Origin of the sequence: Amycolatopsis sp. A1MSW2902 (genome assembly GCF_017312175.1) — a bacterium.
Taxonomy (GTDB): domain Bacteria; phylum Actinomycetota; class Actinomycetes; order Mycobacteriales; family Pseudonocardiaceae; genus Amycolatopsis; species Amycolatopsis nivea.
Genome location: NZ_QJPO01000001.1, coordinates 7,928,880 through 7,942,001 on the forward strand (window position 1 = coordinate 7,928,880; position 13,122 = coordinate 7,942,001).

13 protein-coding genes are annotated in these 13,122 nt (G+C 70.5%); 12 read left to right on the forward strand and 1 reads right to left on the reverse strand.

Going from position 1 to position 13,122, the window contains the following annotated elements; translation table 11 throughout:
- Positions 1-3 precede the first annotated feature (3 nt).
- From hpt to folK, 10 genes are all read left to right on the forward strand, one after another.
- Positions 4-558, forward strand: coding sequence for a hypoxanthine phosphoribosyltransferase (gene hpt / locus DMP23_RS37045; RefSeq protein ID WP_037369179.1), 555 nt, complete (start codon positions 4-6; stop codon positions 556-558).
- Between the two features lie 161 nt (positions 559-719).
- Positions 720-1,088: a hypothetical protein gene (locus DMP23_RS37050; protein ID WP_043827134.1), complete on the forward strand. Its 369-nt coding sequence runs from the start codon at positions 720-722 to the stop codon at positions 1,086-1,088.
- 140 nt (positions 1,089-1,228) lie between these two features.
- Positions 1,229-2,539, forward strand: a complete 1,311-nt coding sequence (locus DMP23_RS37055; protein ID WP_051728667.1) for a hypothetical protein — start codon at positions 1,229-1,231, stop codon at positions 2,537-2,539.
- Between the two features lie 79 nt (positions 2,540-2,618).
- On the forward strand, positions 2,619-3,422 hold the full coding sequence (locus DMP23_RS37060; RefSeq protein WP_043827135.1) for an ESX secretion-associated protein EspG: 804 nt from the start codon (positions 2,619-2,621) through the stop codon (positions 3,420-3,422).
- 473 nt (positions 3,423-3,895) lie between these two features.
- A complete protein-coding gene (locus tag DMP23_RS37065) occupies positions 3,896-4,717 on the forward strand; it encodes an ESX secretion-associated protein EspG (protein WP_134661998.1) in 822 nt (273 codons plus the stop codon).
- Between the two features lie 206 nt (positions 4,718-4,923).
- On the forward strand, positions 4,924-7,335 hold the full coding sequence (gene ftsH, locus DMP23_RS37070) for an ATP-dependent zinc metalloprotease FtsH (RefSeq protein ID WP_037808281.1): 2,412 nt from the start codon (positions 4,924-4,926) through the stop codon (positions 7,333-7,335).
- Positions 7,307-7,921, forward strand: a complete 615-nt coding sequence (folE, locus tag DMP23_RS37075) for a GTP cyclohydrolase I FolE (protein ID WP_037808279.1) — start codon at positions 7,307-7,309, stop codon at positions 7,919-7,921. Before ftsH ends, folE begins: the two co-directional genes overlap by 29 nt.
- Before the next feature lie 26 nt (positions 7,922-7,947).
- Complete coding sequence (gene folP / locus DMP23_RS37080) at positions 7,948-8,754, forward strand: dihydropteroate synthase (protein ID WP_134728485.1); 807 nt, start codon at positions 7,948-7,950, stop codon at positions 8,752-8,754.
- Positions 8,747-9,106, forward strand: a complete 360-nt coding sequence (gene folB / locus DMP23_RS37085; RefSeq protein ID WP_037808275.1) for a dihydroneopterin aldolase — start codon at positions 8,747-8,749, stop codon at positions 9,104-9,106. The genes folP and folB overlap by 8 nt, the downstream gene beginning before the upstream one ends.
- The gene (gene folK / locus DMP23_RS37090) at positions 9,103-9,597 is read left to right on the forward strand and encodes a 2-amino-4-hydroxy-6-hydroxymethyldihydropteridine diphosphokinase (protein WP_134728484.1); all 495 of its coding nucleotides are present in this window, start codon (positions 9,103-9,105) and stop codon (positions 9,595-9,597) included. Before folB ends, folK begins: the two co-directional genes overlap by 4 nt.
- Before the next feature lie 32 nt (positions 9,598-9,629).
- Here the strand turns inward: folK and DMP23_RS37095 are convergent, their stop codons facing one another.
- Complete coding sequence (locus DMP23_RS37095; RefSeq protein ID WP_337823809.1) at positions 9,630-10,568, reverse strand: helix-turn-helix domain-containing protein; 939 nt, start codon at positions 10,566-10,568, stop codon at positions 9,630-9,632.
- A 70-nt stretch (positions 10,569-10,638) separates the two neighbouring features.
- On the opposite strand from DMP23_RS37095, the gene DMP23_RS37100 reads away from it, so the two are divergent.
- Both DMP23_RS37100 and DMP23_RS37105 read left to right on the forward strand, forming a co-directional pair.
- The gene (locus tag DMP23_RS37100) at positions 10,639-11,091 is read left to right on the forward strand and encodes a DUF3180 domain-containing protein (protein WP_037808270.1); all 453 of its coding nucleotides are present in this window, start codon (positions 10,639-10,641) and stop codon (positions 11,089-11,091) included.
- A gap of 69 nt (positions 11,092-11,160) precedes the next feature.
- On the forward strand, positions 11,161-13,029 hold the full coding sequence (locus DMP23_RS37105; protein WP_337823810.1) for a DUF6779 domain-containing protein: 1,869 nt from the start codon (positions 11,161-11,163) through the stop codon (positions 13,027-13,029).
- Positions 13,030-13,122 lie beyond the last annotated feature (93 nt).

Genomic DNA, 13,122 nt, shown 5'->3' on the forward strand with positions numbered 1-13,122 from the left:
CCCGTGTACGAGGGCGAGATCGCCTCCGTGCTCATCACCGAGCAGCAGATCAAAGACAAGATCGCGGAGCTGGCGGCGAAAATCGCCGCGGACCACCCGGAAAACGGCCAGGGCGACCTCCTCCTGGTCGGCGTCCTCAAGGGCGCCGTCATGTTCATGACCGACTTCGCGCGGGCGCTTCCGGTGCCGACGCAGCTGGAGTTCATGGCCGTGTCGTCCTACGGGTCTTCGACCTCGTCGTCGGGGGTGGTGCGGATCTTGAAGGACCTCGACCGCGACATCGCCGGGCGCGACGTGCTCATCGTCGAGGACATCGTCGACTCCGGGCTCACCCTGTCCTGGCTGCTGAAGAACCTGGCGAGCCGGAACCCGGCCTCGCTCGAGGTCGTCTCGCTGCTGCGCAAGCCGGAAGCCGTGAAGGTCGAGGTGCCGGTCAAGTACATCGGCTTCGACATCCCCAACGAGTTCGTCGTGGGCTACGGCCTCGACTACGCCGAGCGCTACCGCGACCTGCCCTACATCGGCACGCTCGATCCGCACGTCTACACGTCCGGTTAGTCCGGTTCGCGATAATCCTTCCGGCCGCGGAACCCGGAAGCCCGAAATCGCGTCATAGGGCTCGACCAGGTGCGTTAACCTATGCGAAGACCTATTGCCATGCGGACGAGTGACACCAGCCGACGGGCTGGTCCTCGCGCGGGGGAACGGAGAGAGGGCAGATGGGCAACAACAGCTCGGCGGATGCCGCGGCGTTCAAGAACGCCGCTGTCAACGGCCAGGTCGGGATCGACCCGGATGCCGCGCAGACCGTGCTGAAGAAGATCCGGACCGGGCGCGACGCGGTCGAAGCTCTCCTGCACAGCGCGGGCACGCTCGCGCAGCCGCCGAAGCTCGGCGCGAACCCGGTCGGCAAGGCGATGGCGACCAAGTTCGTGCAGCGCGCCGACGGCGGCGGCGACTCCTACTCGTCCGCGCTGCAGAACCTGCTCAGCCAGTACCAGGCCGCGGAGGAAGGCATCGTCGCGGCGATGGCGCGCTACCACGAGATCGACCAGTCCGCCGCCGACCCGTTCCGCAACAAGGCCTGACGTCCTAGGGGGATCACGCAGTCATGGCACCGAACACCACCACCTCGGCCCCGGACGGCTCCGTCCCGGACGGGTCGGGCTACAACACCTCCGGCTACGGCACCTCGTCCTCGGTCCCGGCGCCCGGCTCCGCCGTCGCGATGGGCTCGAACGCGGCGACCAACGACATCGTCGCCTCCGCGCGCAGCAGCTCCGGCGGCTTCGAGATGGGCGGCGACCGCGCCATCGGCAACCCGCCGAACTGGCAGGCGCAGGAAAGCCACCAGCTCTACATCGGCGCGACCACGGACAACGACCCGGGCACCGCCGAGGCCACCGGGCAGCACTGGGCCAAGCACGGCACCGAGCTGAAGCAGGCGTCCGACGACCTGTACAACGCGATCACCGAACTGGGCAACGTCTGGGTCGGCCACGGCGCCGCCAGCGCGCAGGGCGCGCTCGTGGCGATCGCCAACTCGGGCACGCAGGCCTCCGACGCCGCGCACACGATGTCGGACCGGCTCGCCCGCCAGGCCGCCGCGGCCGCCGAGGTCAAGAAGATGCCGGCCCCGCGCGACTACGACCCGAAGCAGGCCATGACGGCCGCGCTCGCGGGCGGTCCGGCCGCGCTGGCCGCGGACCAGAAGGCGCAGGCGGACGCCGCGAACGACGTCAAGGCGCAGCAGGTCGCGTTCTTCAACGCCTACACCCAGGCGATGAGCGAGGTCGACAGCTCCACCCCGAGCTTCGGCCCTGACTCGCTCGGCATGAAGCCGACCGCGTCGCACTTCAACGGCAACTCGTTCAACAACGTCAACAACCTCGGCCACACCGACGGACCCGGCGCGCTCGGTTCCCCGGCCAGCTTCGGCACGGTGGGCGCGCACGGCGCGGCCGGCGGCGCGGCGGTCGCCGGACACGGCGCCCCGGCGCACATCTCGGCCGACTCGGGCAAGTACGGCACCTCCGGTCTCGAGGGCGGCGCGCTCGCCGGCGGCACCGGGGTGGGCGTTGGCGCCGCTTCCGGCGTCGGTGCGGCTCCGGTCGCCGCCGCGCCCGCACCCGCGTCCACGGGCGGCAGCGGCCTCGGTTCCGCGCTCGGCCTCGGCGCGATCGGCGCGGGCGCCGGGCTCGCCGGCGGCAAACTGGGCGAGGGCAACCGCAGCGGTTCGCGCAAGGAGGAGGAAGGCAAGACCTCCGCGGCGTCCGAGCACCAGAGCGGCCAGAGCGCCGCGTCGGCGGCTCCGCAGCAGCAGGGCGTCGTCCCGGCGGGCGGCACCATCGGCCAGTCGCAGGGCGGCATGAGCCCGATGGGCGGCATGGGCGGAGCGGGCGCGCACGGCGCGGGCGAAGGGGACGAGGAGCACACGCACGCTTCGTTCCTCATCGAACCGGACCCGGACGACGCGTTCGGGGCCAACCAGGCCACCCCGCCGCCGGTCATCGGCGCGTGGTCGGACGACGACAACTGACGCAGTGCTCGCGGGCGCGTGACCGGACCGGTCACGCGCCCGCGAGCGTTCGCAAACACGTGGGGTAGGGGGTTGGTCGATGCCGAACGCGGAGCTGCTCGCGCCGATCGAGGTGGACTTCCTGTGGGAGTCGGCCGGTATGGGCGAGCTGCCGTATCCGCTGCGGATCCGTTCGCACGGCGCGACGATGGACGAGCGCTCGGCGCTGCGCACGCGCACGCTCGGCGCACTGGCTGACCGAGGGCTCGCGGACGACCGCGGCAGGCCCGCTCCGCACGTCGAGGACTACTTCGGCATCCTCGCGTCGCCGGACGTCAGCCTCGACACCGTCCAGTTGCTCGACCCGAACGGCGAACCGCTGCTCGCGGTCGCGGGCAGCGCGAACGGCGACGGTCTGTTCGCCGTGCAGGACCAGCGCGGACTGCACCTGCACCCGTGCGCGCCGGACGGCCTGGCCACGGCGATCATCTCGCTCCTGCCGGGCGCCCCGCGTGGTACCGAGAAGTCGATCACCGTGCCGCTGGAGCAGCTGGTCGGCGCTTCCGGCGTCGACTTCATGCAGCGGCGCGGCAACCAGGTCGACGCCTCCGGCCGCGCGAGCGTGGACGAGGACCGCAAGGCACTCGCCCGGCTGCACGCCCAGCAGCGCCTGCGCGGCGGCCAGATCGGCGCGAACGCCCGCAACCGCCTCGGCGGCCGCAGCCGGTCGACGGTGCTGAGCTGGTTCGACACCGAAACCGGCCGGTACTTCACGCAGGCGAGCCAGGGCCACGACGGCCGCGACTGGATCACCATCGCGCCCGCCGACCCGGCGACCCTGCGGCACCGGCTAGGCGAAATGCTCGCCGGGGTGGCCGACCAGGCCAGCGCGGGCGCGTTCTGACCCGCGTTGACTGAGCTGCGCTGACCAGCCTCGGCTCCCCGCTCGGCTGAAACCGCCCCAATGCGGCATTGGGTGCGTCTGACGCACCGAACGCCACATTGGGTGCGCAGGATGCACCGAACGCCACATTGGGTGCATGCGACGCACCGAACGCCACTTTGGGTGCGCGGGGTGCACCGAATGCCACATTGGGTGCATGCGACGCACCGAACGCCACTTTGGGTGCGCGGGGTGCACCGAATGCCACATTGGGTGCATGCGACGCACCGAACGCCACTTTGGGTGCGCAGGGTGCACCGAACGCGGCATCGGGTGCGCAGGATGCACCGAACGCCACATTGGGTGCATGGAACGCACCCAATGCCGCATTGGGGGCGCGGGATGCACCCAAAGTGGCATCGAGGCGCTTGAAGACTGCCGATCCGGCGCTACGCTGGGCCGGAAATCGTTGACCGGAGGGTGAGCAGCACCGGATGCACCAAGAGTTCTTCTCGCCGCTGGCATTCGACTTCCTGTGGGAGTCGATGGAGCTGGGCGAGCTGCCCTACCCGCTGCGCGTGCGCTCGCACGGCGCGACCGAGGACGAGCGCGTGTCGCTGCGGCACCGGGTCGACACCGAGCTGAAGGCGCGCGGCATCCGCGACTCGCGCGGCCGGGTCGAGCCCGACGTCGAAGAGTGGCTGACGCTGCTCGCGCGGGCCCCGCATTCCATCGACGCGCTGCACATCCCGCAGTTCGAGGCGCATCCGGTCGCGTTGCTCGCCGCGGGCGACGAGCGCACCGGCGTGGTCGCGATCCAGGACGCCGACGGCATCTGGCTGCGCGCGATCCCGGCGGACGGGCTGGTGTCCACGATCGTCGAACTGCTGCCCGGCGGTCCGCGCGGCAGTGAGGCGTCGGTCACGCTTCCGCTGGACGAGGCGCTGCACACCCAGCCGATCCGGGTTCCGGTCGCCGCGGGCGGCGGGCAGTCCGAGGAAAAGGGCGGGCGGCGGGCGAAGCGCCAGTCGCTCAGCGAGCGCGCCACGGTCGATCCGCGCGAGACCTACGCGCTCATCGCGGGCCAGCCGCGGCAGCGCGGCGGTCAGCTCGCAGCGAACAGCCGGTCCCAGCTGGGGAGCCGGCAGCGGTCGCGCGTGCTCGGCTGGTTCGACACCGCCACCGGACGGTATTTGAGCTTGTCGAGGGCGGGTTCGGACGGCCGGGAATGGGTCACCGTCGCCCCGGCGGACCCGGCCACGCTGCGGAGCAGGCTGGGTGAAATGGTGGCTTCGGTGGCGGTTGACACCCGGTAGCCGGGTGACGTCTCCTCCCGGAACGGGAACCCTCGCGCGGGATTGGCCGTTGACCTGCGAGAGGCTCGCCAGGCTTCCCCGCCCGCCCGGACGGTACCCTGGTGGGACGGGTGCCTTGCGGCACCCACGGGTTGTCAAGATCGCGATGGCGGGTATCACAGGAGCCGCCCAACCAGGGAGGGTCGAGGCCGCAAGGGCCGAGTCGTATGAACCGGAAGAGCGTGCTCAGGAACCCACTGCTGTGGATCGTCGCGGGGTTGCTGGCGTTGTTCGCCTACAACACGATCTTCGACAGCGATCGTGGCTACACCCAGGCTCCTATCTCCACGGCGATGCAGCAGGTCAAAGCTGGACATGTCAAGGAAGCGAGCCTCGAGGACAAGGAGCAGCAGCTCAAACTGCTGCTCACGCAGCCGATCGACATCGACGGCCAGCAGGCCGACAAGGTCGTCGCGCAGTTCCCCGGCGGTGCGACCGATGACATCTACAAAGATCTCCTCGGCGCGAACGTCGGCAACCAGGCGAACCATCCGATCAAGTTCACCACCAAGGTCACCCAGCAGAGCCTGCTGACCCAGATCCTGATCTTCGCGATCCCGCTGGCGCTGGTGCTCGGCCTGCTGATGTGGATGATGAACAACGCGCAGGGCGGCGGGAACCGCGTCCTGAACTTCGGCAAGTCGAAGGCGAAGCAGCTCAACAAGGACATGCCGAAGACGACCTTCGGCGACGTCGCGGGTGCTGACGAAGCGGTCGAAGAGCTGTACGAGATCAAGGACTTCCTGCAGAACCCGGCGCGCTACCAGGCGCTCGGCGCGAAGATCCCGAAGGGCGTGCTGCTCTACGGGCCGCCCGGCACCGGCAAGACGCTGCTCGCGCGTGCTGTCGCGGGCGAAGCGGGCGTGCCGTTCTACACGATCTCCGGTTCGGACTTCGTCGAGATGTTCGTCGGTGTCGGTGCTTCGCGAGTGCGCGACCTGTTCGAGCAGGCGAAGCAGAACGCGCCGTGCATCATCTTCGTGGACGAGATCGACGCGGTCGGCCGCCAGCGCGGCGCCGGCCTCGGCGGCGGACACGACGAGCGCGAGCAGACGCTGAACCAGCTGCTGGTCGAGATGGACGGCTTCGACGCCCGCGGCGGCATCATCCTGATCGCGGCCACCAACCGGCCGGACATCCTCGACCCGGCGCTGCTGCGCCCCGGCCGGTTCGACCGGCAGATCCCGGTGTCCGCGCCGGACCTGCTCGGCCGCAAGGCGATCCTCGAGGTGCACGCGAAGGGCAAGCCGATCGCGCAGGGCACCGACCTGACCGGGCTGGCCAAGCGCACGGTCGGCATGTCCGGTGCGGACCTGGCCAACGTGCTGAACGAGGCCGCGCTGCTCACCGCCCGCGAGAACGGGCACGTGATCACCGACGTCGCGCTCGAGGAATCGGTCGACCGCGTGGTCGGCGGTCCCGCGCGCAAGAGCCGGATCATTTCCGAGAAGGAAAAGAAGATCACCGCCTACCACGAGGGCGGGCACGCGCTCGCCGCGTGGGCGATGCCGGACATCGAGCCGGTGTACAAGCTGACGATCCTGCCGCGCGGCCGTACCGGCGGGCACGCGCTGCTGGTGCCGGAGGACGACAAGCAGCTGATGACCCGGTCGGAGATGATCGGCAGGCTGGTCTTCGCGATGGGCGGCCGCACGGCCGAGGAGCTCGTCTTCCACGAGCCCACCACCGGTGCGTCCTCGGACATCGAGCAGGCGACGAAGATCGCCCGCGCGATGGTCACCGAATACGGCATGAGCGCGCGGCTGGGCGCGGTGAAGTACGGCCAGGAGCAGGGCGACCCGTTCCTCGGCCGGTCCGCGGGACGGCAGGCCGACTACTCGCTCGAGGTGGCGCACGAGATCGACGAGGAGGTGCGCAAGCTCATCGAGACCGCGCACACCGAGGCGTGGCACGTGCTGAACACCTACCGCGACGTGCTCGACAACCTGGTCATGGAGCTGCTGGAGAAGGAAACGCTGCAGCGCAAGGACCTCGAGCGGATCTTCGCGACGGTCGAGAAGCGCCCGCACATCACCGTCTTCAACGAGTTCGGCGAGCGCACGCCGTCGGACAAGCCGCCGATCAAGACCCCGGGCGAGCTGGCGATGGAGCGCGGCGAGCCGTGGCCGCCGCCCGCTCCGGAGAAGGAAAAGCCCGCCCTGCAGCCCGCTCCGACCCCGGTCGGCACGGCTCCTGGCGCCGGCGAGCTGCCCGGCGGTCCGCCGTACCAGGCTCCGGACCCGAACGCGAACCCGTACGCCCCGCCGGCGAACGGCGGTCGTCCGGGCGGGCCGAACGGCGCAGGCCGCTGGGGCCAGCCGTATGGTGGTCAGCAGCAGCCGGGCGGTCCGGCAGGCGGCGGCTACCAGCCCGGTGGCCCGGGCGGTGCGCAGAGCGGACCGCCGAACTACGGGGCGCCTCCGGGCTGGACCCCGGCGACGTCCCCGGGCGGCCAGCAGCCGTGGCGCCCCGCCGAAGACCGTCCGCGTGAGCAGGGCTGGTTCGCCGACGGCGCGAACGGCCAGCAGCCGGACGAGGGGCAGCATCGGCGTGACGTCGACGGATCAGACAAGCAGTAAAGACGGCATCCGCCCGGTCTTCGATCAGGACCGGGCGGAGCGCGCCGTCCGCGAGCTGCTGCTCGCCTGCGGCGAAGACCCGGATCGGGACGGTCTCCAGGACACCCCGGCCCGGGTCGCTCGCGCTTATCAGGAAATGTTCGCCGGCCTCTACACCGATCCGGACGAGGTGCTGGCGCGGACGTTCGACGAATCGCACGAGGAGCTCGTGCTCGTCACGGACATCCCGATGTATTCCAACTGTGAACACCACTTGCTGCCCTTCCACGGCGTGGCCCACGTCGGCTACATCCCGAACGGCGACGGCAAGGTCACCGGGCTGTCGAAGCTCGCCCGGCTGGTCGATCTCTACGCTCGCCGCCCGCAGGTGCAGGAGCGGCTCACCTCGCAGATCGCCGACGCGCTCGTGCGGCGGCTGGAGCCGCGCGGCGTGATCGTGGTCGTCGAGGCCGAGCATTTGTGCATGTCGGTGCGCGGGATCCGCAAGCCGGGTTCGCGGACCACCACGTCGGCGGTGCGCGGGATGCTGCGGTCGTCGGCGACGTCGCGGGCCGAGGCGATCGAGTTGATCCGGGGGCGCCGGTGATCCCCCGGCCGGGGCGGTGCGCCGTGATGGGCGTGCTGAACGTGACGCCGGATTCGTTCTCCGACGGCGGCCGCTACCTCGATCTCGACCAGGCGCTGGAGCACGCGCGCGAGATGTGGGCGCGTGGCGCGGACCTGATCGACGTCGGCGGCGAATCGACGCGGCCGGGTGCTTCGCGGGTCGACGCGGAGACCGAGGCCGCGCGCATCTTGCCGGTGATCCGGCAGCTGGCTTCCGAGGGCGTCGTGCTGTCGGTCGACACCACGCGCGCCGCGGTCGCGGAAGCCGCGGTGGCGGCCGGTGCGAAGGTGATCAACGACGTGTCCGGCGGGCTTGCCGATCCGGCGATGGGGCGGGTCGCGGCGGAAACCAAGGCGCCGTGGGTGCTGATGCACTGGCGAGGGCACAGCAAGGACATGAACGCGCTGGCCACGTACACCGACGTCGTCGCCGAGGTGCGCGGCGAGTTGCTGCAGCGGGTCGACGAGGCGATCGCGGCCGGGGTTGCCGAGAGCGAGATCGTGCTCGACCCGGGTCTCGGGTTCGCGAAGCACGCCGAGCACGACTGGGCTCTGCTTCACGGGCTGGATGCGTTGCTGGACTTGGGTTTCCCGGTTTTGGTGGGTGCTTCGCGCAAACGTTTCCTCGGCCGTCTGCTGTCCGGAAAGGACGGGGTGCCGAGGCCGCCGGACGGTCGCGAGGTCGCCACCGCGTCGATCTCGGCGCTGGCCGCGGCGGCGGGAGCTTGGGGTGTGCGGGTGCACGAGGTGGGGGCTTCACTGGACGCCGTGGCGGTGGCCGCGGCCTGGCAGCAAGGACGGGCCGATGGCTGACCGCATCACGCTCACGGGACTGCGCGTGTTCGGCCGACATGGGGTCTTCGACCACGAGAAGCGCGACGGACAGGAATTCGGCATCGACATCGTCGCGTGGCTCGACCTCGGGCCCGCCGCCGCGTCGGACGACCTGACCAAGACGCTGCACTACGGCGAACTGGCCGAACTGGCGGCAGGGATCGTCGCCGGGGAGCCGTACGACCTGATCGAGAGTGTCGCCGGGAAGATCGCCGACGAGGTCATGCGCGACGATCGGCTGACCGCCGTCGAGGTCACCGTGCACAAGCCGTCCGCGCCGATTCCGCTGACCTTCGACGACGTCGCGGTCACCGTCCGGCGGGAGCGGTGAGCCGCGCGGTCCTGTCGCTGGGCTCCAACCTCGGCGACCGGCTCGGCTATCTGCGCAGCGCGGTCGACGCGGTGCGCCCGGCGCTCGTCGCGGTGTCCGGCGTGTACGAGACGAAAGCCTGGGGCGTCGAGGACCAGCCGGATTTCCTGAACGCGCTGTGCATCGTCGACGACCCGGCGCGCGACCACTGGGCGTGGCTGCGCGCCGGGCAGGCGGCCGAACAGGCGGCGGGCCGGGTGCGCGAACTGCGCTGGGGCCCGCGCACGCTGGATGTCGACATAGTGACAGTGCAGGGCGTGACGTCCGACGATCCGGAGCTGCTGCTGCCGCATCCCGGGACCCCGGACCGGGCGAGCGTGCTGATCCCGTGGCTCGAGATCGACCCGGACGCCGAGGTTCCCGGCCACGGCCGGGCCGCCGACCTGCTCGCCCGGCTGCCGGAAGCCGACCGGGCGGGCGTCGTCCTGCGGCCCGACCTGACCCTGTCGTGAGTGCCTAGGCCGGTTCTAACCGGCTTGAACGCTCACGAGGCCCGCAGCGCCGCCAGCAGGAATTGCACTTCCTCCTGGCGGCTCGGGATGGCGGGCCAGCCGTTGATCGTCGCGAGCAACTGCCAGTACCGCTCGGCGCGCGGATCCGCCCCGACGGCGATCCCGTCGGCCATCCGGTTGCGGACCGCCGGGTCGGCCGGGTCCTGGTCCGGCCGGGCCGAGGCGGTCGCGATCGCGTCCGCCAGCGCCCGTCCGGCCGGGGAGTCCGGCGCGTGGCCCGCGTCGAGCGCGGACCGGGCGTCGGTCATCCAGGCGGCCCAGTTTTCCTGCTGAGCCTTGGTCGGCTGCTCGTACTCGCCCGCTTCCCGCGCGGACGAATGCCGCTCGCTCATCGTGCGGATGGACTGCCGGAATCCCGGGTCCCGCACGAGTTCGGCGAACTCGATCCAGGCTTCCAGCTGTTCCGGCGTCGGATCATCCGGAAGATCCGGTTTCGCCGACTGCATTCGCGCGTAGAACTCGGGATCGACCTCGAGCCCTTCCATCATTTCGGCCCAGAACTCGTCCACCAAACGGCGGCGTTCCTCGTCCGGCATTTGGGCGATGCGATTCATCAGTTTCACTTCCTCCAGCTCGGAATCCCGTTTCAGCACCGCGCGCAATACCGCGCGGCGCAGCCGCAACCGCCGGATCTGCTCGTCGAGCGCGTCGACGTGGCTCGTCGCCAGGTCGCGCACCGTCGTCTCGCGCGCCAGTGCGCGGGACACGTCGGGCAGGCCGATGCCCAGCTCGCGCAGCGTCCGAACCAGCTCCAGCCGGGCGAGCGCGTGCGCGTCGTACAGCCGGTAGCCGGCTCCGGTCCGCTGCGTGGGCGGGAGCAGGCCCTCGTCGGAGTAGAACCGGATGGTCTTCACCGGCAGCCCGGTGCGCCGGGACAGCTCGCCGATCGTGAAGACCGTGGTGGCAGGCATGTCAGGCATCGTGGAGTCTCCAGTCGCTGGAGAGTCAAGCCTGCCAGAGCGGGCTCGGTACGGTGGAGTCATGCACTTCACGCGGTCCCGGGACCTGGTCGTGGCCGCGGTCCTCGGCCTCGCCGTGGTCTATGTGCTGTTCCAGGCCGCTTACGGCGATCTGCCGCAGCTGCCGTTGCTCGCCGGGGTGACTTTCGCGGTGCTCGCGATCGCGGAGGCGGGGTTGGCCCTGTCGATCCGCTCGCGGATCAAGTCCGGACGGGTGCACGGCAACGCGGTCGGGATCGCGCGGGCGGTGGCGCTGGCTAAGGCGTCTTCGCTGGCCGGGGCGTTCCTCGGCGGTGGTTGGCTGGCCGCGTTCATCTACGTTTTCCCGCGACGTGACGAACTCGTCGCCGCGGTCTCCGACAGCAAGTCGGCGGTCGTCGGGGTGGTGTCGTCGGCGCTGCTCGTAGCTGCCGGTTTGTGGCTCGAGCACTGCTGCCGGACGCCACCGGAGGACCGTAAGGGAACGACCGGTTAACGCTTCGATGGCGCCGCTCGAAGTACCGACTAGGTCTCATTCGGATCACCGGAAGGTACGGTGTCAGGCATGACTGGCGTGGGTGACGACTCGCACGGCCGCCGCCCTGGCAGGCCGTGGCTTGTCGTCGGATTGCTCCTCGCCGTCGGCGCCACCCTCGCGTTGGTGCTCAGCGACGACCTCCGGTACCTCCGGCTCGGGATCGTCGCGGCGCTCTGGGCTGCCCTGATCGGCGCCTTCCTGGCTGTCCGGGCCCGCAAGAACGCGGCGCACAGCGAGGACGCGGTCGCCGAGGCGCAGGCGGTATACGAACTCGAGCTGGAACGCGAGATCGCGGCCCGGCGGGAGTACGAACTCGAGCTCGAAACGGAAACGCGCGAGGCCGCGCAGGCACAATCGCGGGAAGAATTGGATGCGCTGCGTGCCGAAGTGGCTGCGCTCCGCGAAAGCTTGCAATCGCTGTTCGGCGGCGAGGTGCTGCTCGAACGCGTCGCGCTCACCGCGCAGGCGACCCGGATGCGCTCGCTGAACGACGAGCAGCGGCTCGTTTCGGCCGGTTCGGAAACCAAGAACGGCAATGGCAAGAAACCGGCTCAGCTGCTCGCTCCGAAGAAGCCGGTGGTCGATGTTCCGGAGCGGCCGACCGAATTCATGGACCGGGTGCTCGACTCGGCTCCCGCGGAGCGTCGCCGGACTCCTGCGAACGGGACGGCGAAGACCAATGGCGCCAAGGGGACTTCCGGTGCGAACGGCTCGATCAGCGCTGGGCTGAACGGTTCCGGACCGAATGGTTCCGGGCCGAATGGCGACCGTTCGACTCAGTTGCGTACCCAGCAGATGCCGCGGCTCAAGCCGAAGCGTCCGGAGCCGCCTGCCGAGCCGGAGCCGTTCGAGGACGACGTCGAAGCGGAGAGTCCCGCTCCGCGCGGTGGTCGCGATCCTCGGGCCAACCTGGCGGAGGCGTTCGTGCCCCGCGGCGACTCGGGTCCGCACGAGGGGCGGGCCAGCGTGGCGGATGCCTTCGCTGCGCGTGAGCCGCGGAATGGAGCGCCGGATGCCGGACGGCCCGCTCGTGGTGGTGCGCCGGAGCCGCAGGTCGAGCGTGGGCCTCGGGGCGGTGCGCCGAAGCCGCGCGCTGATCGTGCGCCGGAGCCGTATGAAGCTGAGCGTCGTTCGGCGGGTGAGTCTGGGTCGCACGTCATTCCGGAGCCGTTCGAGCAGGACGGTGCTGGGGCGCGCAATGTGACTGAGCCGTTGCCGCGTGAGGCTGAGCGGGTTCGGGAGCCGCGTGGTCCGCGGCCTCGGCCCCAGAAGGAAGCTGCGGAGGCACCTCGGCGGCCTGAAGCGCAGCCGACCCGGACTGTGGCGCCGGTGAGCAAGCCGGAGCCGGCCAAGGAGGAGCGGCCGGTGCCTCGGTTGGCGGCACGGCCTGCGCCGCAGCGGGAGGAGCGGCCGGAAGCTGCTGAGCAGACTGCTATTTCCCGGCCTGCTGAGCCTGCTCGGCATGCTGAACCTGCTCCGAAGGCGGAGAAAGCGGTGCCGGAGAAGGAAACCGCGGTGGAGTCGCAGACGCGGGCTCCGTCTCGGTTGGAGCAGTTCTCTCGGTCGGATTTGTCGCCGTTGGCGGAGGACACGCCTACTGGGCGGCATGGGGCTCCTGGGGCGGATGCGGTTAATCCGACGTTGCCTGAGTCGGTTCGCAGTTCGGTGAGTAATGGGACTGGGGGGCGTCGGAGGCGGCCTGAGGGGGAGGCTGTTTCGGCTTCGTCTGGGGGGCGTCGGAGGCGGCCGGAGGGGGAGCCGCCTGCTTGGGAGGCTCCTGCTGAGGAGGCTGCCTCGGCTGGGCATCACGCTTCGGGGCGGTCGGTGACTGAATTGCTTGCGGCTAATGGGAAGACGGAGGGGAGTCCTCGGCGTCGGCGTCGGGCTGAGGATTGATCGTTCTTCGTCGGCTCTGTCGGCTCGTCGCCTGGCGGCGACATTGCGCCCATTGTTGCGGTGGGCACCCCGAAGCTTGATTGTGCTGACGGT